The organism is Azoarcus sp. TTM-91, from assembly GCF_012911025.1.
Lineage (GTDB): Bacteria > Pseudomonadota > Gammaproteobacteria > Burkholderiales > Rhodocyclaceae > Azoarcus.
The window spans coordinates 1-23,435 of sequence record NZ_WUEI01000006.1 but is presented as its reverse complement, the minus strand read 5'-3'; the positions used below and the strand labels follow the sequence as shown (position 1 = coordinate 23,435).

General features: G+C 67.3%; 24 protein-coding genes. 10 read left to right on the top strand and 14 right to left on the bottom strand.

Annotated features, from left to right (window positions below; translation table 11 throughout):
• Window positions 1-40 precede the first annotated feature (40 nt).
• Together murI and tyrS are read right to left on the bottom strand one after the other, a co-directional pair.
• The gene (gene murI / locus GRF61_RS03240) at window positions 41-850 is read right to left on the bottom strand and encodes a glutamate racemase (protein WP_169149288.1); all 810 of its coding nucleotides are present in this window, start codon (window positions 848-850) and stop codon (window positions 41-43) included.
• Window positions 847-2,046: a tyrosine--tRNA ligase gene (tyrS, locus tag GRF61_RS03235; protein WP_169149287.1), complete on the bottom strand. Its 1,200-nt coding sequence runs from the start codon at window positions 2,044-2,046 to the stop codon at window positions 847-849. The genes murI and tyrS overlap by 4 nt, the downstream gene beginning before the upstream one ends.
• 79 nt (window positions 2,047-2,125) lie before the next feature.
• On the opposite strand from tyrS, the gene GRF61_RS03230 reads away from it, so the two are divergent.
• Window positions 2,126-3,460, top strand: coding sequence for a M23 family metallopeptidase (locus GRF61_RS03230; RefSeq protein WP_169149286.1), 1,335 nt, complete (start codon window positions 2,126-2,128; stop codon window positions 3,458-3,460).
• Window positions 3,461-3,530: 70 nt separating this feature from the next.
• Here the strand turns inward: GRF61_RS03230 and erpA are convergent, their stop codons facing one another.
• The 3 genes from erpA to rplM form a co-directional block, all read right to left on the bottom strand.
• Window positions 3,531-3,881: an iron-sulfur cluster insertion protein ErpA gene (gene erpA / locus GRF61_RS03225; RefSeq protein ID WP_169149285.1), complete on the bottom strand. Its 351-nt coding sequence runs from the start codon at window positions 3,879-3,881 to the stop codon at window positions 3,531-3,533.
• A gap of 240 nt (window positions 3,882-4,121) precedes the next feature.
• Window positions 4,122-4,514, bottom strand: coding sequence for a 30S ribosomal protein S9 (gene rpsI / locus GRF61_RS03220; protein WP_133591907.1), 393 nt, complete (start codon window positions 4,512-4,514; stop codon window positions 4,122-4,124).
• Window positions 4,515-4,528: 14 nt separating this feature from the next.
• Window positions 4,529-4,957 carry a 50S ribosomal protein L13 gene (gene rplM, locus GRF61_RS03215; RefSeq protein WP_169149284.1) on the bottom strand — a complete coding sequence of 143 codons (429 nt, stop codon included), beginning with the start codon at window positions 4,955-4,957 and terminating at the stop codon, window positions 4,529-4,531.
• Between the two features lie 537 nt (window positions 4,958-5,494).
• Between rplM and GRF61_RS03210 the strand changes: the two genes are divergently transcribed.
• Window positions 5,495-5,914 (top strand): OsmC family protein, encoded by a 420-nt coding sequence (locus GRF61_RS03210; RefSeq protein ID WP_169149283.1) that lies wholly within the window; start codon window positions 5,495-5,497, stop codon window positions 5,912-5,914.
• A 40-nt stretch (window positions 5,915-5,954) separates the two neighbouring features.
• On the opposite strand, the gene coq7 is transcribed toward GRF61_RS03210, so the two are convergent.
• The 4 genes from coq7 to GRF61_RS03190 form a co-directional block, all read right to left on the bottom strand.
• Entirely contained in the window at window positions 5,955-6,575 is a 621-nt protein-coding gene (gene coq7, locus GRF61_RS03205; protein WP_169149282.1) for a 2-polyprenyl-3-methyl-6-methoxy-1,4-benzoquinone monooxygenase, read from the bottom strand.
• A complete protein-coding gene (locus tag GRF61_RS03200) occupies window positions 6,572-7,138 on the bottom strand; it encodes a CNP1-like family protein (protein WP_248281088.1) in 567 nt (188 codons plus the stop codon). Before GRF61_RS03200 ends, coq7 begins: the two co-directional genes overlap by 4 nt.
• A gap of 101 nt (window positions 7,139-7,239) precedes the next feature.
• On the bottom strand, window positions 7,240-7,788 hold the full coding sequence (locus GRF61_RS03195) for a CBS domain-containing protein (RefSeq protein WP_248281087.1): 549 nt from the start codon (window positions 7,786-7,788) through the stop codon (window positions 7,240-7,242).
• A 312-nt stretch (window positions 7,789-8,100) separates the two neighbouring features.
• Window positions 8,101-8,664 carry an RNA pyrophosphohydrolase gene (locus GRF61_RS03190; RefSeq protein ID WP_169149281.1) on the bottom strand — a complete coding sequence of 188 codons (564 nt, stop codon included), beginning with the start codon at window positions 8,662-8,664 and terminating at the stop codon, window positions 8,101-8,103.
• Window positions 8,665-8,827: 163 nt separating this feature from the next.
• Between GRF61_RS03190 and GRF61_RS03185 the strand changes: the two genes are divergently transcribed.
• From GRF61_RS03185 to GRF61_RS03175, 3 genes are all read left to right on the top strand, one after another.
• Window positions 8,828-10,573 carry a proline--tRNA ligase gene (locus GRF61_RS03185; protein ID WP_169149280.1) on the top strand — a complete coding sequence of 582 codons (1,746 nt, stop codon included), beginning with the start codon at window positions 8,828-8,830 and terminating at the stop codon, window positions 10,571-10,573.
• Between the two features lie 23 nt (window positions 10,574-10,596).
• A complete protein-coding gene (locus GRF61_RS03180) occupies window positions 10,597-11,235 on the top strand; it encodes a lytic transglycosylase domain-containing protein (RefSeq protein WP_169149279.1) in 639 nt (212 codons plus the stop codon).
• Window positions 11,236-11,359: 124 nt separating this feature from the next.
• Window positions 11,360-11,722, top strand: coding sequence for a PilZ domain-containing protein (locus GRF61_RS03175; protein WP_169149278.1), 363 nt, complete (start codon window positions 11,360-11,362; stop codon window positions 11,720-11,722).
• 155 nt (window positions 11,723-11,877) lie between these two features.
• Here the strand turns inward: GRF61_RS03175 and GRF61_RS03170 are convergent, their stop codons facing one another.
• On the bottom strand, window positions 11,878-12,342 hold the full coding sequence (locus GRF61_RS03170; RefSeq protein WP_248281089.1) for an Lrp/AsnC family transcriptional regulator: 465 nt from the start codon (window positions 12,340-12,342) through the stop codon (window positions 11,878-11,880).
• A 157-nt stretch (window positions 12,343-12,499) separates the two neighbouring features.
• Between GRF61_RS03170 and GRF61_RS03165 the strand changes: the two genes are divergently transcribed.
• Window positions 12,500-16,159, top strand: coding sequence for an indolepyruvate ferredoxin oxidoreductase family protein (locus GRF61_RS03165; RefSeq protein ID WP_169149276.1), 3,660 nt, complete (start codon window positions 12,500-12,502; stop codon window positions 16,157-16,159).
• A 105-nt stretch (window positions 16,160-16,264) separates the two neighbouring features.
• Here the strand turns inward: GRF61_RS03165 and GRF61_RS03160 are convergent, their stop codons facing one another.
• The 3 genes from GRF61_RS03160 to GRF61_RS03150 all read right to left on the bottom strand — a co-directional run bounded on the left by GRF61_RS03160 (window position 16,265) and on the right by GRF61_RS03150 (window position 18,066).
• Entirely contained in the window at window positions 16,265-16,546 is a 282-nt protein-coding gene (locus tag GRF61_RS03160; protein WP_169149275.1) for a pentapeptide MXKDX repeat protein, read from the bottom strand.
• Window positions 16,547-16,619: 73 nt separating this feature from the next.
• On the bottom strand, window positions 16,620-17,429 hold the full coding sequence (locus tag GRF61_RS03155; RefSeq protein ID WP_169149274.1) for a molybdopterin-dependent oxidoreductase: 810 nt from the start codon (window positions 17,427-17,429) through the stop codon (window positions 16,620-16,622).
• Between the two features lie 19 nt (window positions 17,430-17,448).
• On the bottom strand, window positions 17,449-18,066 hold the full coding sequence (locus tag GRF61_RS03150) for a cytochrome b/b6 domain-containing protein (protein ID WP_169149273.1): 618 nt from the start codon (window positions 18,064-18,066) through the stop codon (window positions 17,449-17,451).
• 152 nt (window positions 18,067-18,218) lie between these two features.
• Between GRF61_RS03150 and GRF61_RS03145 the strand changes: the two genes are divergently transcribed.
• Window positions 18,219-18,944 carry a response regulator transcription factor gene (locus GRF61_RS03145; RefSeq protein ID WP_169149272.1) on the top strand — a complete coding sequence of 242 codons (726 nt, stop codon included), beginning with the start codon at window positions 18,219-18,221 and terminating at the stop codon, window positions 18,942-18,944.
• Window positions 18,941-20,401, top strand: a complete 1,461-nt coding sequence (locus tag GRF61_RS03140; protein WP_169149271.1) for a HAMP domain-containing sensor histidine kinase — start codon at window positions 18,941-18,943, stop codon at window positions 20,399-20,401. Before GRF61_RS03145 ends, GRF61_RS03140 begins: the two co-directional genes overlap by 4 nt.
• Window positions 20,402-20,592: 191 nt before the next feature.
• Here the strand turns inward: GRF61_RS03140 and GRF61_RS03135 are convergent, their stop codons facing one another.
• On the bottom strand, window positions 20,593-21,234 hold the full coding sequence (locus GRF61_RS03135) for a polymer-forming cytoskeletal protein (protein ID WP_248281086.1): 642 nt from the start codon (window positions 21,232-21,234) through the stop codon (window positions 20,593-20,595).
• A 352-nt stretch (window positions 21,235-21,586) separates the two neighbouring features.
• Here GRF61_RS03135 and GRF61_RS03130 point away from each other — a divergent pair, with 352 nt between their 5' ends.
• Window positions 21,587-23,038, top strand: a complete 1,452-nt coding sequence (locus GRF61_RS03130; RefSeq protein WP_169149270.1) for an ATP-binding protein — start codon at window positions 21,587-21,589, stop codon at window positions 23,036-23,038.
• The gene (locus tag GRF61_RS03125) at window positions 23,028-23,408 is read left to right on the top strand and encodes a hypothetical protein (RefSeq protein ID WP_169149269.1); all 381 of its coding nucleotides are present in this window, start codon (window positions 23,028-23,030) and stop codon (window positions 23,406-23,408) included. Before GRF61_RS03130 ends, GRF61_RS03125 begins: the two co-directional genes overlap by 11 nt.
• The last annotated feature ends 27 nt before the right edge of the window (window positions 23,409-23,435 follow it).

Here is a 23,435-nt window from a genome sequence, read left to right as displayed (position 1 = left end):
CCGTTTTTCTTGTCCGTTGCTCCCGCCCCGAACCGGAGCACTACCAGTCGACTTTCTCCACCCTGCCCAGCGAGCGGCCAAGAAAACGCTCGCCTATGGTCTGGAAGCGCAGCGGCACATCGGTGACCACGTAGCGATAGCGCGCCGGCAGCTCGCTGACATGCGCCAGGCCGGCGGCCTGCAGGCTGGCGGCGGCGAATTCGGCGGTGGTGGAGGCGGAGTCGATCAACTTCACCCCCGGCCCCACCACATCGCGCAGCAGCGGCTTCAACAGCGGATAGTGGGTGCAGCCCAGCACCAGCCCATCCACCTCTTCCGCCAGCACCGGGCGCAGATATTCCTGCGCGGTCAGCCGCGTCACCTCGTGATCCAGCCAGCCTTCCTCGACCAGCGGCACGAATAGCGGGCAGGCACGGGAATACACCCGCACCGCGGGATCCAGCGCATGGATGCGGCGGGCATAGGCATTGCTGTTGATGGTGGTGGGGGTGCCGATGACGCCCATACGCCCGCCAGGCGCCTCGGCCACCGCGGCGCGCGCGCCGGCCTCGATCACATCCAGCACCGGGATATCGCCGGCGCGCTGGCGCACCACCTCGGCGGCGACCGCCGCCATGGTGTTGCAGGCGACGATCAACATCTTCACATCTTGCTGCAGCAGGAAGTCGGTGATCTGGGCAGTGAACTGGCCGATGGTGGCCACCGACTTGACGCCGTAGGGCACCCGGGCGGTATCGCCGAAATACACGATGTCTTCCATCGGCAGACGCTCCATCAGCGCCCGCACCACGGTAAGGCCGCCGATGCCCGAATCGAAGACGCCGATCGGGCGGCCGGCGCCGCCGCTCACTCCAGCACCACGGAAGCGAACTTGCGCTTGCCCACCTGCAGCACCACGGTTTCCCCCGCCGGCAACAACCGCGCCTTGTCCTCCACCCGCTCGCCGTTCAGCTTCACCGCACCCTGGTCGATCATGCGCATCGCCTCCGAGGTGCTGCCGGTGAGGCCGGCCTGCTTGATCACCTGGAACACCGGCATGCCCTCGCCGACCACGACCCGCACTTCCGGGATGTCGTCGGGAATGGCATTGCGCTGGAAACGGGCCTCGAAATCCGCCAGTGCTTCATCAGCGGCGGCGGCGCCATGGAAGCGGGCCACCAACTCCTGCGCCAGCATCACCTTCACGTCGCGCGGGTTGCGGCCTTCCTGCTCGATGCCACGGCGCAGCCCGGCGATCTCCTCCAGGCTGCGGAAGGAGAGCAACTCGAAGTAGCGCCACATCAGCGTGTCGGAAACCGACATCACCTTACCGAAGATCTCCTTCGCCGGCTCGGCGATGCCGATGTAATTTCCCAGCGACTTGGACATCTTGTTTACGCCGTCCAGGCCTTCCAGCAGCGGCATCATCAGCACGCACTGCGGCGTCTGGCCGTAGTGCTTCTGCAGCTCGCGGCCCATCAGCAGGTTGAAGCGCTGGTCGGTACCGCCCAGTTCGACGTCCGCCTTCATCGCCACCGAGTCGTAGCCCTGGCACAACGGGTAGAGGAATTCGTGGATGGAGATCGGCTGCTGGCCGGCGTAGCGCTTGGCGAAATCGTCGCGCTCCAGCATGCGCGCCACCGTCTGCAGGGAAGCGAGGCGGATCATGTCCGCCGCGTTCATGTCCTGCATCCAGGTGGAGTTGAAGCAGATCTCGGTCTTTTCCGGGTCCAGGATCTTGAACACCTGTTCCTGGTAGGTGCGGGCATTCTCCAGCACCTGCTCGCGCGACAAGGGCGGGCGGGTGGCGTTCTTGCCACTGGGGTCGCCGATCATCCCGGTGAAGTCGCCGATCAGGAACTGCACCTGGTGGCCCAGGTCCTGGAAATGGCGCAGCTTGTTGATCAATACCGTATGACCGAAATGCAGGTCGGGCGCGGTGGGATCGAAGCCCGCCTTCACCCGCAGCGGCCGTCCGCTCTCCAGTTTCTGCACCAGCTCGGACTCGATCAGCAGCCCGTCTGCACCACGCTTGATCAGCGCCAGCGCGGCCTGGACGTCACTCATTTCCTCTCTCCAGAATTCGTACAGCGAGGCCTGCAAAAACTTTGATAGACTCCACGAAGTTTTTTGTCCGTGAAAGCCAATGCAGGCCAGAAAAAGCAGGATTCTAGCCGAACTGCCGGCGCATCTCTTCAGTCGCAAGCGGCCCTGGCTGCTGGCAGGCGTCTTCGGCACCTCCCTTCTCGGTGTGGTTGCAGCCACCGCAGTCGTCCCCAATGAGCCCGGTCCGGTAAACCTGACCTCGGTGGTCGAAACCTTGGCCATGCCTCAGGTCACCACGCTGGACGGTGCCGGTGAACTGCCTTATGTCCATGACGACAGGGTAATGCCGGGCGATACGGTGAACTCCATCTTCCGCCGCCTCGGCATCGCCGACCAAGAAGCGCTGGACTTCCTGCTATCGGCGCCGGAAGGCAAGCTGGCGCTGCGGCAATTGCGTGCCGGCCTCTCCGTCACCGCGCTGGTCCACGGCAATGGCCGCCTCGCCACCCTCAGCCTGCCGACCTCGCAAAGCGGTGACCGGCTGACCATAGAGCGGGACAGCAGCGGCAGCATCCGGGTGCGCAAGGAAGCCGCCGCGCCGGCGATGACCGTCGTCGAGATGCGCTCGGCCACCATCCGCCACTCGCTCTTCGGCGCCACCGACTCGGTCGGCCTCCCCGACAGCATCGCCACCAAACTGGCGGACCTCTTCGGCACCGAAATCGACTTCCACACCGATCTGCGCAGCGGCGACCAGTTCAGCGTCGTCTATGAAACCATCTACGACCACGGCGTGCCGGTGCGCACCGGCCGCGTCCTCGCTGCCGAATTCGTCAACCAGGGCAAGCGCCATGTCGTCGTGCTCTACAAGGGCGCCAGCGGCAAGGAGCAGTATTACACCGCCGAGGGCCGTAGCCTGCGCCAGGGCTTCCTGCGCTCACCGCTGGCCTTTACCCGGATATCCTCTGGCTTCGGCCGCCGCTTCCACCCCATCCACAAGAACTGGCGCACCCATGCCGGCGTGGACTTCGCCGCCCCCACCGGCACTCCTGTAAAGGCAAGTTCAGACGGCGTGGTGGAATTCGTCGGCACCCAGAACGGCTACGGCAACATCGTCGTCCTGCGCCACAGCAACCGCTACGCCACCGCCTATGCCCACCTCAGCCGCTTCGCCACCGGGCTGAAGAAAGGCATGTCGGTGAGCCAGGGGGATCTCATCGCCTTCGTTGGCTCCACCGGCTGGGCCACAGGCCCGCATCTGCACTATGAAGTCCGGGTGAACAACGTCGCCCAGGATCCGATGAAGATCGCCCTGCCGACCGCCGACCCGCTGACTTCCCAGGAGCTGGGTCAGTTCCGTGCGGCCAGCGCGCCCCTGCTGAACCGCCTCAGCCTGCTGAACAACGCCCCGGCACCGGTCGCCAGCAAGAACTAATTCTTTCTCGACCTCCCAAAGCAAACGGGGCGCCTAAGCGCCCCGTTTTCATTTGCAGCCAACCCGCCGCTCAGGCCGAGAAGGAAGAACCGCAACCGCAGGTGCTGGTGGCGTTCGGATTGCGAATCACGAATTGCGAGCCTTCCAGCCCCTCGCTGTAGTCGATTTCCGCACCAACCAGATACTGGTAGCTCATCGGATCGATCAGCAGCATCACGCCGTTCTTCTCGTAGGTGGTGTCGTCTTCATTCACTTCTTCATCGAAGGTGAAGCCGTACTGGAAGCCGGAACAACCACCGCCAGTCACGAATACACGCAGCTTCAACTCGGGGTTGCCTTCCTCGTCGATCAACTCGCGGACCTTATTGGCGGCACTGTCGGTGAAGACCAGGATCTCGGGGGTATCGATCACTTCGCTCATATTCTCTCCTTGTCAGGGGCTGAAGCGGATGATGCGCTTTCCCGCCCTCAGTCGTCAAAATCGGATCCTACAACAATCGGTAAAGTTCCTCAGCGGCAGAACGGCACGAACCATCCCCTAGCAGCTAGATCAATATGCGGGCTCGCCCTGGCAGGCACAAGAGCAGCGGAACCGATCGCCCATGCCGGAATGCAAAAAGCCGCCCAGAGGCGGCTTTTTGGCACAGCTCCTGCGCCAGGATCAGCGCTTGGAGAATTGCTTCCGGCGGCGTGCCTTGCGCAGACCGACCTTCTTACGCTCGACTTCACGCGCATCGCGGGTCACGAAACCGGCGGTGCGCAGTTCGCCCTTGAGCTCGGCGCTGTAATCGATCAGCGCCCGGGTAATGCCGTGGCGCACAGCGCCAGCCTGGCCGGATTCACCCCCGCCAGTTACATTCACCATGATGTCGAAACGGCCTTCGTTGCCGGTCAGAACCAGCGGCTGACGCACGATCATGCGGCCAGTTTCGCGGGAGAAGAACTCGTCGACCGGCTTGCCGTTGACAACGATGTTGCCGGAGCCCGGCTTGATGAACACACGGGCGACCGCGGTCTTGCGGCGACCGGTTCCGTAGTTGTAAGTCACAGCCATTATCTAGGCTCCTGTCAGATCTCGAGAACTTGGGGCTGCTGAGCGGTGTGCGGATGAGCGGGACCCGCATAGCACTTCAGCTTCTTCAGCATGGCATAGCCCAGCGGACCCTTCGGCAGCATGCCCTTCACCGCCTTCTCCAGCACGCGCTCCGGGAAGCGTTGCTGCAGCTTGGTGAAGTTGGTCTCGTAGATCCCGCCCGGATAGCCGGTGTGACGGTAATACTTCTTGTCCAGCGCCTTGTTGCCGGTCACACGCAGCTTTTCGACGTTGACGACGATGATGTAGTCACCGGTATCCACATGCGGCGTGTAGATGGCTTTGTGCTTGCCGCGCAGGCGGCGAGCAACCTCGGCGGCCAGACGGCCAAGCACCTTGTCCGTGCCGTCGACAACGAACCAGTCGCGCTGAACCTCGTGCGGCTTGGCAGAAAACGTTTTCATTCGAATCCTCGATCTTTGTCAGGCCTGGCGAGCCGGCCACCAAACGGAAAGCTCGCAATCCTAAAGCGAAACCGCCCGCTGTGTCAATTTACTAATTGAACACGCATCGGGGCGTAGAAAAAAAAAAACGCAGTCCTCTTGGGACTGCGTTAAATCCACACCAAAGGAGGAGGGTGGAGGAGACATCTTTGGATCAGCGCCGCATTGCTTTTGCTCTGATTGCTGCACTTTCGATCCGACTGAGACGAATTATCCGAAAAGGCCAAAGACGACGCAAGCGGTTTTTGTGCATTGCAGTATAAAAGTTTTGATCTGAGCATAAGCCACCCTTATTCCCGTATCGCCCTGCTCCTGTCTGCAGAAATTGCCCAATGCCCTGGCCTCGGCACCCCAAACGAAAAACGCCAAGGTCATTTTCCCGTAGCGGGAATTTGCACTGCATGAAACTCGTCGCCGGTCCTGAGTGGCGCCGACCTCCGGTAGAATCCGCCGCCATTGCGCCGGCGGAAACACGCCAGCCCCTCAGGGAGTCGGAAAATGGAATGCACCATCAAGTGGGTTGACGGCATGAGCTTCATGGCGGAGACAGGAAGCGGCCATCTGGTAACGATGGATGGCGCCCCCGAGGGAGGAGGCCGCGACCTTGCTCCTCGCCCAATGGAGTTGATGCTAGCGGGAGCGGGCGGATGCACCGCCTACGACGTGGTGCTCATCCTGAAACGCGGACGGCAAGAGGTGACGGGCTGCCAAGTGAAGCTGGAGGCCGAGCGCGCGGAGACCGACCCCAAGGTATTCACCCGCATCCGATTCATTTACATGGTAACTGGCCGCAATCTGAAGCCTGAAACGGTGGAGCGTGCGATCCACCTCTCAGCGGAAAAGTACTGCTCCGCCTCCATCATGCTGGGCAAGACCGCCGAAATAATCCACGAGTGGAAGATCGTCGAGGCGACCTGAGTCTAGGATGACTCCCTCCACCGGAAGGGAGTCATGAGGCTTACAGATAGTAAGCGGTGCGAGTCATCACTTTGGACGCCATCTTCATGGCGACCTTCACCGGCGCGGGCAACTCATGGGCACCCAGATGAACCGCAGTGTCGGCATGTCCGGCCTCATCCACCTTCATCTGGTCGAGAATCGCCCGCGACTTGCGATCTTCATCCGGCAGCTTGTCCAGGTGCCCCTTCAGGTGCGCCTCGACCTGCCGCTCGGTTTCCGCCAGGAAGCCAAGGTTCCAGCGATCCCCGAAACGCCCCGCCAGCAACCCGATCGCCAGCGCGCCGCTATACCAGAGCGGATTCAGCAGGCTCTTACGGCTGCCCAGTTCGCCCAGCCGCTGCTCCGTCCATGCCAGATGCTCGGTTTCTTCGCGGGAGGCCTGCTCCAGCGCCTCGCGGGTAGCCGGATCCTGCGACATGATCGCCTGCCCCTGATAGAGCGCCTGGGCGCAGATTTCGCCGCAGTGGTTGATCCGCATCAGCCCCGCCACATGCCTGCGCTGCGCGTCTTCCATGACGGCATCCGGCATGTCACCCCCCGGAACCGGCCTGACGGAGCGAGCCGGCGCAAAGACTGCCCTCAGCGCCCTGTCGAACTGCAGGATGGCGTTGTCTATCATGGCATCCTGTTCCTCGGATCAGTGTATTCCGCGCCCCCTTCGAGGCGAATCAGGGCAGCTTTCCTGTCACGCGGCGGCGCATTGCCATCGCAGAAATAATCTTCCGCGAGTACTGCACGCGGACGGTTGTAGGCGCTCTGCCCCATGCGTTGCCAGTTACTGTTCTTCAGCGGAGCCCAACCACCCTTGGCATGCCAGCTTGCATAGAGGCGCCGCTCGCGGGTATCGCAGCGTATGCCCTCGAAGGTGGCGCTTTCGGCACCCGACGGCGAGCGCACGATCAGCACATAGCGCACGATTCCATCCTCACCGATACTCAGATGGCTACGGTCGATGAAGAACTCTCCGGTGGAGGTCGCATTGACGAAAAATCCAACATAACTTGCCGGATCGGGAGCGCCGGGCATCTCATAGCCCTGCTCCTTCCAGACCTCGTCGTCTGGATCCACGTTCAACGTATTCTCCCGCCGGTCATCCAACGGGCCAGCGGCAAGCGCTTGCGACACCACCCCCACCATCACCACTGCCCCCAGGCAGCGCAGCAAATTCGGCAAACGATTCAAACCAGTTGCTCTCCACTATGAAGCCGAAGCAGCCCGGCAGCGCCGGGCCTCTGGCCGCATTGTATGCGCTCGCGCCGCATCCTGCCGTTGAGCCGCGGCGGCTAGGCGGCGATGGCGGCCTCGATCTCGGCGAAGCTCCGCGCCACCTCCGCCCCTTCGGGCAAGGCGACGCCCAACTGACGGGCAATCTGCGTGCGCGAGAAGATGCCGCGGATGCACACCCTGCCATCCTGCGCATTCTCTATCACCAAGGCATGCTGACGGCCGGAGCGTCCCAGCGTGGCGATGACGTGCCCCACGTCCGCCCGCAGCACGTCCTCGTGACGCACCGCGTCCATCGCCGACAGCGGCGTCATCACGCGCGCCACCGTCACCTCCCCGCGCCGCAGGCCCTGCTCCCTGGCAGCGCGCAGCGGACGTTCGCCGAGTAGGTCCGCCGCGGTAACGACACCGATGACCAAGCCGCTTCCATCCACCACCAGCAGCAGCCGCACCCCGCGCATCTGCATCACCCGCAGCGCCTCCTCGTGCGGCTCCGCCGCCGGCACGCTGGCGGCGGGGATGCGCTTGAGGTCCGTCATCACATCAATTGCCGGCGAGTCGAGGTGGACGCGGCGCTCTTCGATCACGTCCGCGATACTGCAACTCATTCCGGCCAGTTCCACCCTGCGCATGGGCTCGAAACGTTCCCTCAACATGGCACACCTCCCGAACGGCACGACAACACTCCGCCCGGTCATTGCCGGGCAACCCAGCCGGGGATGCATCCGAACAACCGGGAACACCCCGGCATACGCGCAAGGACCGGCTGACCTCAATGGAGTTCGCTGCGCACTGCTTGCAATGGGGAAGCCGGGCGTGCTTTCGGGGAGAGGTTTCGAAAAGAGGGCGGCCTAAAGCGAATCCCCCGGTCAGCGGCCTCAGCCACCCACCGGGGGATTCGTTCATACCGAAAACGCGGCTCAGGGACGCTGCGTGATTGCCGCCTGCGCCTGCACCGGCGGCTGGGCGGCCGCCAATTGCTGGTAACTCTCCGGCAGCTCGCAGGGCCGCGAGCGAAACAGGATGCGGGATAGTTCAGTCAACGCCTGCTGATAAACCTGGCGCTTGAACTCGATCACCGCATCCAGCGGCACCCAGTAGTCGCTCCAGCGCCAGGCGTCGAATTCCGGATGCGAACTGGCCCGCAGGCACACATCCGAATCCCGCCCCACCAGCCGCAGCAGGAACCAGATCTGCTTCTGGCCGCGGTAGGTATTACGCCATTCGCGCTTGATCCAGTGCTTGGGGACGTCGTAACGCAACCAGCCCCGGGTACGGCCGAGGATTTTCACGTGCTCGGGGCGCAGACCCACTTCCTCGTGAAGCTCCCGGTACATCGCCTGCTCCGGCGTTTCGCCGTGCTTGATGCCACCTTGCGGGAACTGCCAGGAATGTTCACGGATGCGTTTGCCCCAGAAAACCTCGTTGCGCGTATTGACCAGGAGGATGCCGACGTTCGGGCGATAGCCTTCACGATCGAGCATGATGGAACCTTCTGAATTTGATGGACTGTCTCGATTCTTCCACACTTGCCCGGGGTTGGAAAGCTTGCGCCCGGTGCGGTTTTGGGCATCGGCCGAAGGGCGCCGGCGAGCCTGCCATGCGCTAGAATCCGCCGATTCCACCTACCAAGAATTCCGACCCAGCATGCGCGCGAGCCAGTTCCATATTTCCACCCTGAAGGAAGCCCCCTCCGACGCCGAGGTGATCAGCCAGAAGCTGATGCTGCGCGCCGGGATGATCCGCAAGGTCGCCGCCGGCATCTACAACTACATGCCGATGGGTCTGCGCAGCATCCGCAAGGTGGAAGCCATCATCCGCGAAGAACTTAACCGCGCCGGCGCCATCGAGCTGGTGATGCCGCTGGTGCAGCCTGCCGAGCTGTGGCAGGAGACCGGCCGCTGGGACAAGATGGGCCCCGAGCTGCTGCGCTTGAAAGACCGCCATGAACGCGACTTCGCGCTGCAGCCCACCTCCGAGGAAGTGGTGACCGACATCGCCCGCCAGGAGCTGAAGAGCTACCGCCAGCTGCCGAAAAACTTCTACCAGATCCAGACCAAGTTCCGCGACGAACGCCGCCCCCGCTTCGGCGTCATGCGCGGCCGCGAGTTCGTGATGAAGGACGGCTATTCCTTCGACCGCGACGAAGCCGCCGCCGGCGTGAGCTACGACCGCATGTACGCCGCCTACGGCCGCATCTTCGAGCGCCTGGGCCTCACCTACCGCGCGGTGGCGGCCGACACCGGCGCCATCGGCGGCGACCGCTCGCACGAATTCCAGGTGATCGCCGACACCGGCGAAGACGCGCTGGTCTACTGCCCCACCTCCGACTACGCCGCCAATATCGAGTTGGCCGAAGCGGTGTCGCTGCTGCCGGGCCGCGTCTCCCCCACCGCCGCGCTGGAGAAGGCACCGACGCCGGGCAAGGAGCGCTGCGAGGACGTGGCCGAACTGCTCGGCCTGCCGCTGGCGCAGACGGTGAAGTCCCTGGTGCTGGCCACCGAGGAAACGGACGAGGCCGGCCGCGTGGTCAAGACCACCGTCTGGCTGCTGCTGGTGCGCGGCGACCACGAACTGAATGAAGTGAAGGCAGGCAAGGTGGAAGGGCTGAAGGCCGGCTTCCGCTTCGCCACCGAAGCCGAAATCCTGGAGCACTTCGGCTGCAAGCCCGGCTACCTCGGCCCCATCGGCCTGAAGAAGCCGGTGCGCATCGTCGCCGACCGCACCGTTGCCGACATGGGCAACTTCGTCTGCGGCGCCAACGAGGCGGACTTCCACTACACCGGGGTGAACTGGGGCCGCGACCTGCCGGAACCGGAACTGGTCGCCGATCTGCGCAACGTGGTCGAAGGCGATCCCTCGCCGGACGGCAAGGGCGTGCTCGCCATCCAACGCGGCATCGAAGTCGGCCACGTGTTCTACCTCGGCACCAAGTACTCCAAGGCGATGAACGCCACCTTCCTCGCCGAGGACGGCAAGCCGCGCCACTTCGAGATGGGCTGCTACGGCATCGGCGTCACCCGCATCGTCGGCGCCGCCATCGAACAGAACAACGACGAGCGCGGCATCATCTGGCCGAACGCCATCGCCCCCTTCGAAGTCGTGCTCTGCCCGGTGGGCTGGAGCAAGTCCGAAGCGGTGCGCGCCGAGGCGGAGAAGCTTTACGAAGCGCTGCTGGCCGCCGGCATCGACGTCATCCTCGACGACCGCGACGAGCGCCCCGGCGTGATGTTCGCCGACTGGGAACTCATCGGCGTCCCTCACCGCGTCACCATCGGCGACCGCGGCCTCAAGGACGGCGTGGTGGAGTACCAGGGCCGGCGCGACGCTGCAGCCAGCAAGCTGGCGCCGGCCGACATCGCCGCCCACGTCATCGCCCGTTGCCGCGGCTGATCCGCCTCGACTATAACGTCGGCATGCACGCCCTCCGCCTCCTGCGCCCGCTCGCCTTCGCGCTGCTCACCGCCACCAGCGGCTTCGCCCTGGCCGGTGCGCAGCAGTACGAACCGCTGGCGGCCAGCGTGCAGGCGGCGCTGCATGCGGCGGTGAGCGATTCGGCCGCGCCGACGCTGCCGATTCCGGACGCCGGCGAACGCGCCCGCTGGCTGGCGGAAATGTCGCGCCGACTGGAGAGACGCATCCCGGATGCAGCCTACCGCAGCGAACTGCTGGTCAGCGTGCATTACGAAGCCACCCGCGCCGGGCTGGACCCGCAGCTGGTGCTGGGCCTGATCCAGGTCGAGAGCAATTTCCGCAAGTACGCCATCTCCAGTGCCGGCGCGCGCGGCTTCATGCAGGTCATGCCCTTCTGGCTCAACGTGCTCGGCCGGCCGAACGACAACCTCTTCCATCTGCGCACCAACCTGCGCTACGGCTGCACCATCCTGCGCCACTACCTGGACATCGAGAAGGGCGACCTCTTCCGCGCCCTGGGCCGCTACAACGGCAGCCTGGGCAAGCCCGAGTATCCCAACCTGGTCCGCACCGCCTGGGAAAAGCAATGGAGCTGGGCGCCGGCCCGCCTCGCCGTCGGCGACGCGGCCCCGGTGAACTGAGCAAGACCGGCCACGGTGCAGCCATCACCGGGCCCACCAACAAGAACAGACGCCTCGAGGAGGAGACCGATGGACCAAGCCGCCACCCAGCCGCTGCAGCAAGCGGCCCACTGAGAGCGCCATCATGGACAGACGCCTCTACCGCCGCCGCGCCATCTCCCTCAACTTCCGCGTGCACGATGCCGACAGCGATGCCCTGCTCGGCCGCATCGGCGACATCTCGCCCGGCGGTTTCCTGCTCTACGGCGAAAAGCCGCTGCCCGCAGGCCCGGTGCACAAGCTGCGGGTCGATTATCCGGATGCCAACGGCAAGACCCGCTCGGTAGTGTTCGAAGCCCTGGCCCAATGGAGCGGCCCGGACGCCCAGCCCGACCTGCAGATCACCGGCCTGCGCCTGGTGAACCTGGACAAGCCCGCCATAGCCAAGGCCCTGGAAACCCTGCTGGAACGCTTCACCGTCGGCGAGAACCCGGAAATCGAAGAGTAAGAAGCGCGGCCGTCGGCGGACTCATGCAACCGACGGCCCTCCTCTCCCTAGCAGAAATGGGGAAGGGCTGAGGAGGAAAGAGGAAGCTTCGTCGAGTTGAAACGCAGCCGAGCCTCTACGCCCCTTTTCCCTGCCGAAGTGGGCCGCAGCGCTCCTCACTCGGTATCGATCGGCAGCAAGGTGTCGTACTTCACCTCCCGCAGCACCACCGCGGTGCGCACGTTGGCCACGCCGGGAATGCTGAAGATGCGCTTGTGCAGGAAAGCGTCGTAGGCCTTCATGTCCGGCACCACGATCTTCAGGATGTAGTCCGCATCACCGGTGGTGCTGTAGCACTCGATCACCTCCGGATGGGTGAGTACCGCACGCTCGAACTCCTCCACCGTGTTGCCGGCGTGACGCAGCAGCGTCACATGCGCCATCAGGCACTCCTTCAGCCCCAGCGCCTCGCGGTCCAGCAGCACCGTGTGCCGCCGCACCACGCCGGATTTCTCGATCTCCTTCAGCCGCCGCCAGCACGGCGTGGCGGACAGGCCGACCGCCGCCGCCAGGTCCTGCACCGACAGCCGGGCGTCGCGCTGCAGCGCGTCCAGGATGCGGCGCGTCATTCGGTCGAACATCTTCATTCCTCCATCCCGCCAATTCAGAGCACAAATCTACTCGATTGCCCCCTATTCCGGCGAATTGAAGAACGCATCATCCACCTGAGCCCCCTAAGCTCTCTCCAATGACGACAAAGAGCAGCCGCCCGACGGCCGCCCGCCAGTGGAGAGACCGATGCACACCCCCAGCCCCAAGCACGTCCCTGAAAAAGACGCCTGTAGCAGCCCAGGCACGGCCCCGGAGCCGGCTGCGGCCCCCACCCAATCTGCCGCGCCGCCTGCACCCGCCACCCCGCTGGCTCGCCCCGATTACCAACTCGCCGACAATCTGCGCGCCACCGCCGGCACCGTCTTCCTCACCGGCATCCAGGCGCTGGTGCGGCTGCCGCTGATGCAGGCGGCGCTGGACCGCGCCCGCGGGCTGGAGACCGCCGGCTTCGTCTCCGGCTACCGCGGCTCGCCGCTGGGCGGGCTGGACCAGGCGATGTGGAAGGCGAAGAAGATGCTGGACGCTGCCCGCGTCGAGTTCCTGCCCGCCATCAACGAGGAACTGGGCGGCACCGCGGTGCTCGGCAGCCAGCAGGTGCAGAGCGACCCGGAGCGCACCGTCGATGGCGTGTTCGCCATGTGGTACGGCAAGGGTCCGGGCGTGGACCGCGCCGGCGACGCCCTCAAGCACGGCAACGCCTACGGCGCTTCGCCGCGCGGCGGCGTGCTGGTGGTGGCGGGCGACGACCACGGCTGCGTCTCCTCCTCCATGCCGCACCAGAGCGACCTCGCCATGCAGGCCTGGAGCATGCCGGTGATCCATCCCGGCAACGTCGCCGAATACCTGGAGTTCGGCCTGTGGGGCTGGGCCCTGTCGCGCTTCTCCGGCAACTGGGTGGGCTTCAAGGCCATCTCGGAGGTGGTCGAGTCCGGCATGACGGTAGACCTCTCCCGGGTGCGCACCGAATTCCCGCCGCCAGCCGAGTTCATCGTTCCCGCCGGCGGCCTGCACTACCGTTGGCCGGATCTGCCCAGCCTCACCATCGAACAGCGCCTGGCGGCCAAGCTGGACGCGGTGCGCGCCTTCGCCCGCGCCAATCCGCTGGACCGCCTGGTGTGCACCACGCCAGGCGCGGACCTCGGCATCGTCACCGTCGGCAAGGCCCACTACGACTTCCTCGAAGTGCTGCGCCGGCTGGACCTCACGCCTGCCGACCTGGAAGCCGCCGGCATCCGCGTCTACAAGGTCGGCCTGGTGTTCCCGCTGGAAACGGTGGGCATGGAAGCTTTCGTCGACGGCCTCGCCGAAGTGCTGGTGATCGAAGAGAAAGCGCCGGTGGTCGAACGCCAGCTGAAGGAGCTACTGTTCAACCGCTCCGCCGACGCCCGCCCACGCATCATCGGCAAGCAGGACGTAAGCGGCTGCGCGCTGCTCTCGGCGCTGGGCGAGCTGCGCCCCTCGCGCATCATGCCGGCCTTCGCCGACTGGCTGGCGCGGCACAAGCCGGCGCTGGACCGCCGCGACCGGGTGCGCCACTTCACCGCCCCCGAACTGCTCTCCAACGCCGCCGACGCGGTGCGCCGCCTGCCCTACTTCTGCTCCGGCTGTCCGCACAACACCTCCACCCGGGTGCCGGAAGGCTCCATCGCCCAGGCCGGCATCGGCTGCCACTTCATGGCCTCGTGGATGGAGCGCGACACCACCGGCCTGATCCAGATGGGCGGCGAAGGCGTGGACTGGGCTGCCCACGGCCGCTTCACCAAGCGCCCGCACGTGTTCCAGAACCTGGGCGACGGCACCTACTTCCACTCCGGCCTGCTCGCCATCCGCCAGGCCATCGCCGCCCGCGCCAACCTCACCTACAAGATCCTCTACAACGACGCGGTGGCGATGACGGGCGGCCAGCCGGTGGATGGCGTCATCGGCGTCGAGCGCATCGCCCGCCAGGTCGAGGCCGAAGGCGTGAAGAAGCTGGCGGTGGTGTCCGACGAGCCGGAGAAGTACCAGGGCCAGGAGAACCTGTTCCCGCCCGGCACCACCTTCCACCACCGCAGCGAGCTGGACGCGGTGCAACGCACGCTGCGCGGCATCGCGGGCGTCACCTGCCTCATCTACGACCAGACCTGCGCCGCCGAGAAGCGCCGCCGGCGCAAGAAAGGCGCCTTCCCCGACCCCGACCGCCGCATCTTCATCAACGCCGAAGTGTGCGAAGGCTGCGGCGACTGCGGCCAGCAGTCCAACTGCCTGTCGGTGCTGCCGCTGGAGACGCCGCTGGGGCGCAAGCGCCAGATCGAGCAATCCTCCTGCAACAAGGACTACTCCTGCGTGCAGGGCTTCTGCCCCAGCTTCGTCTCGGTGGAAGGCGCCAGGCTGAAGAAGCGCGTCGCCAGGCTGTCCGGCGCCCGCCTGGACGAACTCATCGCCCACCTGCCGCAGCCGGCCACCGGGCTGGACGAAGCACCCTACGACATGCTGATCACCGGCGTCGGCGGCACCGGCGTCGTCACCGTCGGCGCGCTGGTGAGCATGGCCGCCCACCTGGACGGCATGGCCAGCTCCCAGCTGGACTTCATGGGCTTCGCCCAGAAGGGCGGCGCGGTGCTCGCCTTCATCCGCTGGGCCAAGCGGCCGGAGTTGCTCAACCAGGTGCGCATCGACACCCAGCAGGCCGACCTGCTGCTGGCCTGCGACCTGGTGGTCGGCGCCTCCGCCGACGCCCTGCAGACGGTGCGCCGCGGCCGCACCCGCATCGTCGCCAGCAGCCACCAGAACCCCACCGACAAGTTCGTGCGCGATCCCGACGCCAGCCTCCATGCCGACGCCCTGATCGACAAGCTGCGCCACGCCGCCGGCATCGCCGACGACCCCGCCGCGCTGGAAACGGTGGATGCCTACGACCTCGCGCTGCGCCTGCTGGGCGACTCCATCGGCGCCAACCTGCTGCTGCTCGGCTACGCCTGGCAGCGCGGCCGGGTGCCGGTATCGCTGGCGGCGCTGGAACGCGCCATCCAGCTCAACGGCGTGGCGGTGGAGATGAACCGCATGGCCTTCCACCTCGGCCGCCTCGCCGCCGACGCGCCGGACACCGTGCTGGAGCTGGCCGAAGAACCGGCGCCCAAGGCGATGACGCTGGACGCCCTGATCGCCCACCGCAGCGAACTCCTCACCGGCTACCAGAACGCCGCCTACGCCGCGCGCTACCGCAAGCTGGTGGACGCGGTGCGCGCCGCCGAAAGCCGGCTCGCCCCCGCCGGCGAACTCGCGCTCACCCGCACCGTCGCCCAAGGCTACGCCAAGCTGCTGGCCTACAAAGACGAATACGAAGTCGCCCGCCTCTACACCGACGGCCGCTTCACCAAGGCGCTGGAAGAAACCTTCGAGGGCGAGCTCAAGCTCTCCTTCCACATGGCGCCGCCGCTGCTGGCGCGGGCCAAGGACGGCGGCGCGCCGCGCAAGCTGCGCTACGGCGGCTGGATGCACAAAGCCATGGGCTGGCTGGCCAAGGGCAAGTTCCTGCGCGGCAGCTGGCTGGACCCCTTCGGCCACACGGCCGAACGCCGCATGGAACGCGAGCTGGCCGCGCGCTACGCCGAGATGATGGAAGCCCTGCTGCCGCGGCTCACCGCCGACAACCTCGCCAGCGCGGTGGAACTCGCCGCCCTGCCGGAGCGCATCCGCGGCTACGGCCACATCAAGCTCGCCAGCCTGCGCGGCGTGCTGGCGCAGGAAGCCCGGCTGGCGCCCCGCCTCGGCCTGTCGCCCTACCTCGCGCGCGCGGTGCCGGAAGACGCGCTGCCGCCCGCCGGCGCCCGCCTCAAGGGCATCCCGGTGGTCACCGCGCGCTGAGCCCGGCCCGGCCTGCGGCCGGACCGCGGTGAACACGGCAAAGCGGGGGGCGGCCTCATGCCTGCTCCCCCGCTGCGCTGTGGCCCTATGGCCCTTGCGGCCGGCTTACTTCTTCATCATTTCGTCTGCCGCCGGCTTGCCCATGGTGTCATGCCCCATGGCGTCTTTCTTCATGCCGTCCTTGGTCATCCCATCCTTCTTCATCGTCTCGGGTTTCTTCATCCCATCATGGCCCATGGCGTCCTTCTTCATGCCGTCGGCCGGCATGGCGTCCTTCTTCATTGTCTCCGGCGTGGTCTTGTTGTCCATGCCCATATCCGCAGCCAGTGCGGCAGAGGCGGCAAGCATCAGGGACAGAACGAGGGTCGCTGCGATCGGCTTCTTCATGGTGTGCTCCTGCTAGGAAGGGAACTGCGAAGGAAGCGACCGGCCGTTGCCGGACGCGGAAAATGCCTGCGGCTCACAGGCCGCCGAACCAGTTGTAGCCCTGGTCCTCCCAATAGCCGCCGGGGCGGCGGTCGGTCACGAACAGCGCCCGTACATGCTTCGGGTTCTTGTAGCCAAGCTTGGTGGGGATGCGCAGCTTCATCGGAAAGCCATAGCTGCGCGGCAGCACCTGGCCGTCATAGCTCAGCGCCATCAGGGTCTGGGGGTGCAGCGCGGTCGGCATGTCGATGGCGGTGTAGTAACCATCGGCGCATTCGAAGCCCACGTAGCGCGCGCCGAGGTCGGCGCCCACACGGCGCAGGAACTCGGCAAAGGGCACGCCGCCCCAGCGCCCGATGGCGCTCCAGCCTTCAACGCAGATGTGCCGGGTGATCTGTTCCTGCTGCGGCAGCGCCCACAGCTGCGCCAGCCGCCACGGCCGGTGGTCGGCCACCCGGCCGCGCACTTCCAGCTGGTAGTCGGCCTCATCCACCACCGGCGCCAGCGCTTCCGGGTAGAAGCCATTGAACGGAAAAGGCCGGGTGATCATGCTGCCCGGGTAGGTCGGCGCCAGCGCCGCCGGATCGAACAGCCAGCCCTGCGCGGCGTCGTTGAAGCGCGAAATCGCCATCAGCGCCTGCTCCACGCTGTCGCCGCCATCGTCGCCGCGCAGCGAACAGCCCGACAGCAGGGCGACCCCGCCCAGGGTGAGCTGGCGCAGGAAGCCGCGGCGCGACGAAGGCAGCCGCGCCGCGAGCAGCGCGCGCGCCGCCTTCAGCGCGGCCGCCTCCTCTGCGGGCGCCAGCGGCGCGGGGCGCGGGCGGGAGAAGAAGCCGTTTTCCATGTGTCCCTGTCCTTTTCGCTCAGCGTCCGCGAACCATCGCCACCAGCGTGCGCGGCACCAGCAAGGCCAGTGCGGCGTGGCCGAGAACAAACGCCAGCAGCGCCGCCATGGCGAAGAAATGCACCCGGCGGGCAGCCTCGTAACCCCCCAGCAAGCCACGCAACAGTTCGAACTGCACCGGCTTCCACAACACCAGCCCGGACATCACCAGCGCCGCCAGCACCGCCAGCGCGAACAAGTAGGCCGCGCGCTGCAGCTGGTTGTAGCGGCCGGCCTGCGGGTGCTGCAGCCGTCCGCGCAGGGCGGCGCGGAGGTCGTGCCCCAACCCCGCCGGCGACAGCGGCAGCAGGCGCCGGCGCAAGCCGCCCCCGGCGATGCCCGCGGCCAGATAGACCAGGCCGTTGGCCACCAGCAGCCACATCGCGGCGAAGTGCCACTGCAGCGCGCCGCCCAGCCAGCCACCCAGGGTCCATCCCGGGGGGAAGGTGAAACCGAACAGCGGCGAAGCGTTGTAGATGCGCCAGCCGCTCGCCATCATGAGCACCACCGCCAGGGCGTTCGCCCAGTGGCATAGCCGCAGCCAGGCCGCATGAACGGGCGCGGCTGGCACGGCCGGGGAAGCAGCGAGAGCGGACATGACGTAACTCCGGTTGGCGGCACGGCGGCCTCGATGCGGCGCATTGTTCCGCCGCCGCGGTCGCGGAGTCCTCACGCAGAGTTAAACAATCCGTGATACCTGGCCGGCGCCGATTCGGCGAAGATGCACGCAGACAGGCCTACGGAATCACCATGGACAAGCCGCCGCGGCTGCTCGTCGTCGAGGACGACGCCCACATCGCCGACCTGCTGCGCATGCACCTCGGCGACGAGGGCTATGCGGTCGAACACGCCGCCGACGGCGACCGCGGCCTGCGCCTGGTGGAAGCACAGGCCTGGGACCTGCTGGTGCTGGACCTGATGCTGCCGGGGGTGGACGGGCTGGAGATCTGCAAGCGCGCCCGCGGCCTCGCCCGCTACCTGCCCATCATCATCATCAGCGCCCGCTCCAGCGAGATGCACCGCATCCTCGGGCTGGAGCTGGGCGCGGACGACTACCTCGCCAAGCCCTTCTCCATGCTCGAACTGGTCGCCCGGGTGAAGGCCCTGCTGCGCCGCGCCGACGCGCTCGCCCGCAACGCCCGCCTGGACGCCGGCGCGCTGGCCTGCCACGGCATCGCCATCGACCCGGTGGCGCGCACCGCCGCCGCCGACGGCGCCGTGCTGGATCTGACCCCGCGCGAGTTCGACCTGCTGCACTTCTTCGCCCGCCATCCAGACAGGGTGTTCTCCCGCCTGGAGCTGCTGGACAAGGTATGGGGCTACGCCCATGAGGGCTACGAACACACGGTAAACACCCATATCAACCGCCTGCGCGCCAAGATCGAGGCCGACCCGGCGGCGCCGCGCCGCATCCTCACCGTATGGGGCAAGGGCTACAAGTTCGCCGCCCGGCCGGCGGCGGGGGAGGCGCAATGACCGCCTCCATCAGCCGCCGCCTGTTCCTCGTTTTCGCCAGCCTGCTGCTGGCCTGCAGCGGCATCTCGGTGTGGCTGCAGATGCGCACCGCCGAGCGCCACGAGCAAGCCGCCATCCAGCAGCTTTCCAGTGGCCTGGCCGCGCACATCGCCACCAACGCCCAGCTCGCCGACGCCGCCGGCTGGCGCTCGGCCGCGGTGCGCGAGCTGTTCGACAAGCTGATGGCGGTCAATCCCTCGGTGGAGGTCTACCTGCTCGACCAGGACGGCCTCATCGTCGCCCACGCCGCGCCGCCGGGCCACCTGCGCCGCCAGCGCGTGACCCTCGCCCCGCTGCGCAGCCTGCAGGCCGGCGCGGCCCTGCCGGTGATGGGCGACGACCCGCGCAGCACGCATGCGCGCAAGGTCTTCAGCGCCGCCCCGGTGGAGGTGGCCGGGCAAGCGGCGGGCTGGGTCTACGTGATCCTGCAGGGCGAGGAGCTGGAGGCGGTTTCCACCCCGCTGGCGCGCGACACCGCCCTGCGCATGGCGCTATGGACCACCGCGCTGGCTGCGCTGCTGGCGCTGCTGATGGGTCTGCTCGCCTTCCGCCTCATCACCCGCCCTCTGCGCGCCCTCACCGACGCGGTGAGCCGCTTCGACGGCGACGGCGAACGCGCCGCTGCCCTCGCCAGCGTCGGCGAGCCAGCCGGCGGCGACGAGATCGCCGTGCTGCGCCGGGCCTTCGCCCAGATGGGCGAGCGCATCGCCCAGCAGTGGGCCGAGCTGGGCCGGCAGGACCAATGCCGGCGCGAACTCATCGCCAACATCTCGCATGACCTGCGCACACCGCTGACCGCGCTGCACGGCTACCTGGAAACCCTGCGCCTGAAAGACGCCACGCTGGCCCCCGAGGCGCGCCAGCGCTATCTCGACATCGCCCTCGACCAGAGCCGCAAGGTGGGCCGCCTGGCGCAGGAGCTGTTCGACCTCGCCCGCCTGGAGTCCGGCCTGGTGCAGGCGGCCCCCGAGCCCTTCGCCCTGCCCGAACTGCTGCAGGACGTGGCGCAGAAGTTCGAGCTCGCCGCACAGACACGGCAACAATCCCTCGCGGTGGACCTCGAAACCCCGCTGCCGCCGGTCCACGCCGATCTCGGCATGGTCGAGCGCGTGCTGACCAACCTGCTGGACAACGCCATCCGCCACACCCCGGCCGGCACCCGCATCACCGTCCGCCTGCGCGCCGCCGGCGGGCGGGTGCAGGTACGCATCAGCGACAACGGCCCCGGCATCCCGGCCGCCACCCGCGACAATCTCTTCATCCGCGCAATGGCGCGGCGTACGGACAGCAGCCATAGCGGCGGACTGGGCCTGATCATCGTCCATCGGCTGCTGCAGCTGCACGGCAGCGACATCGTCCTCGCCGACAGCGGCGCCGGCGGCACCGCCTTCGACTTCAGCCTGCCGGCCGCCGGCTGAGGCGGGCGCCCCGGGCACGGCGAAAAAAAACCGCCGGATGCCTCTCGGTCCGGCGGCCAACGCCTGCTGCTGCATTCAGTGGGGTGGGGCGTCCCCTGCTGCCATCCCCTCGCGCAAACCGGCGGACCACGGAAACCGCCGGTCAAAGACGGCAGGAACGGGCGGCCCCCCGACCGCCCGTCTGTTTCAGCTCACCCCGCCAATGCGGCCAGCGGCTTGCTCTCGGTCAGGTTATTGTCGCTCTCCGGCCGCAGCTCGGTCGGACGCCGCACCGGCGAGGATGAGGCGGAGGAAGACGCCGCCAGCGACTGCACGTCGCCGGAAATCTCGCCGCCTTCCTCGATGAAGATCTTGCCGTAGCGGATCTTGCCGCTGACCCGGCCGGTGGCATGGATGATGAGCTGCTTGCGCGCGGTGAGTTCGCCGTCGAAGCGGCCGTGGATCTCCGCCACGTCTATGCCCACCGTGCCGGCGTAGGCGCCCTTCTCGGCGATGCGGATCACGCGGCTGTCCATGGTCGCCTCCACCCGGCCTTCCACCACCAGGGTGTCGCAATCCAGGATCTCCGCCCCCTTCAGCTTCACATCCGGGCCAACGATCAGCCGGCTCCCGCCGCTGGCGTTGTCCTCTTCCGCGACCGGGCTCGCGCCCTGCTCCAGCCGTTCTTCCACCTTCTCCTCGGCCGGCTCCCGCGTCGGCGTCATCGGCGGGCTGCCGGCGGCGGAAGACGAACCGGGCGCCGCCGCGCTCACGCTGGCGCCCATGCCGGGGCGTAGCGGCCGGGCACCGGCGGGTTCGGCGGTTTTGGGGAACATGGCGGGTTTGTTGAACATGGTTTCTCCTCGGAACTGTTGCGGGCCCGCCGACGCGGCCCCTCCGCCGGAGATGGCAAGCACCGTGCCCGAAGAAAAAAACAAACATCATCAGTCACTTGCAATTCAGAAGCTCGATTTCGCTTGAATCGAAGCATGGAAACCGTCGCCTGCTGGCGACACCCTTTCCCGTCAAAGCGGCCAAACCCTTGCCCCGCCAGCCTTCAGGGCTGTCACATCCAGGCGACACCCGGCCGGGAAACATGAATTTGCACTTGCTTACCCCGGCCGCCGCGGGCCGCTGCCTAAACTCGCGGATCGTCCGCAGCCGAGCCGGTGCTCCTTCCCTCCTGCGACCTCCATCCGCCTGCCCATGCCCCGTCTCTCCTTCCGCGCCACACTGCTGGCGAGCTTCCTGCTGATCGCCGGCATCCTCGGCGCCGCGGCGGTAAGCGGCTGGCTGGCGCTGGAGGACTTCGCCCGGCGCAGCCGCGACAGCAGCGCCACCGCCCTCGGCCTTACCACCGCCGTGCAGCAACTGGGCGAACGCACGGTGGACATGGAACGCAGCGCCCGCCAGTTCGTGGTGCTGGAAGACCCGGCGCTGCGCCAGCGCTTCGCCGTCGCCCACACCGAAGCGGTGGCCGCGCTGGACCGGCTGGAGAGTGCCGCCACCTCCGGTTTCCTCTCCCTGCCGGAGGCCGGTTTCAAGGCGGAACTGGCGAGCTGGCGCCAGGCGGCGGACGCCGCCCATGGCGCCCTCGAAGACAAGCCGGACACTGGACGCCTGCAGCCGGCGCTGGCGCGGCTGGCCGAACTCAACGGCCACCTGGCCGGCGCGGTGCGCAGCCGCATCGAGGAAGACAACCGCCGCCAGCTCGACGCCCTGGACCATCGCCGCGAACGCCTCGCCCAGCAGGTGCTGGCCGCCATCGCCGCCGCCTTCGTGCTCGCCGGCCTCACCGGCTGGTGGGTGGTACGGCCGCTGCGGCGCATCGGCCGCGGCATTGCCGCGCTGGGCGAAGGCCGCTTCGACCGCCGCATGAACGTCGGCGGCCCGGCCGACCTGCGCGAGATCGGCCACCGGCTGGACTGGCTGCGCCTGCGCCTGGCAGACCTGGAAGCCAACCGCGCCCGGGTGCTGCGCCACGTCTCCCATGAACTCAAGACGCCGCTCGCCTCCTTGCGCGAAGGCGTGGCCCTGCTGCAGGACGAGGTGGCCGGCCCCACCTCGCCGCGCCAGCAAGAAGTCATCCGCATCCTGGATCACAACGCCCGCACCCTGCAGGAGCGCATCGAACACCTGCTGGACTACAACGCCACCCTGTTCGACGCCCGCCGCCTGTCGCGCCGCCGCGTCGCCCTGGCGCCGCTGGTGGCCGCGGTGGTGGAGGAACAGCGCCTGCAGGCCGAGGCGCGGCGGGTCACGATCAAGGTGGAAACCCTGCCCGGCCAGGACAACGCGGCGGTGCTCGCCGACGAGGGCAAGCTCAAGCTGGTGCTGGGCAACCTGCTCGCCAACGCGCTGGCCTATGCGCCGCCCGGCAGCACCGTCCGCTTCCGCCTCGGCGCAGGCCCGCAGGGCGTGGCCATAGACTGCCTGGACGAAGGCCCCGGCGTGGCCGCCGAGGAAGTCGAACGCATCTTCGACCCCTTCTTCCAGGGCAGCCGGCGCCCCGCCGAGCCGCTGCGCGGCAAGGCCGGCGGCAGCGGCCTCGGCCTTGCCATCGTGCGCGAATTCATCGTCGCCCACGGCGGCCGCGTCGCCGTGCTGCCCACGCCCCAGGGCGCCCATTTCCGGATCGATCTGCCCCATGCACGCTGAAACCCCTAGCTCCGCCCGCCGCCGGCTGCTGCCAGCGCTGGCCGCCGTCCTCCTGCTGGCCCCGCTCGCCGGCTGCATCGGCCGGCCGCCCCCGGCCGAGCGCGACCCCGCCATCCTCGCCCACCAGTTGCAGGAGCAGACCGCCGAGCGCCAGCGCCTGGAAACCGTGGTCCAGCGCCTCACCCAGCAGCTGGAACGCAGCAACCAGCAGTTGAAGGACAGCCAGCGCCAGGCGGAGCTGCTGCAACAGAAACTGGAGGCCCTGGCCGAAATCGAACGCAGCCTGCCCGCCGGCCGATGCAGCCGGCGAGCGGGGCCAGCAGGAGGACGGCGGCCAGCGCTGGCAGCAGCCGGCGGCGGGCGGAGCTAGGGGTTTCAGCGTGCATGGGGCAGATCG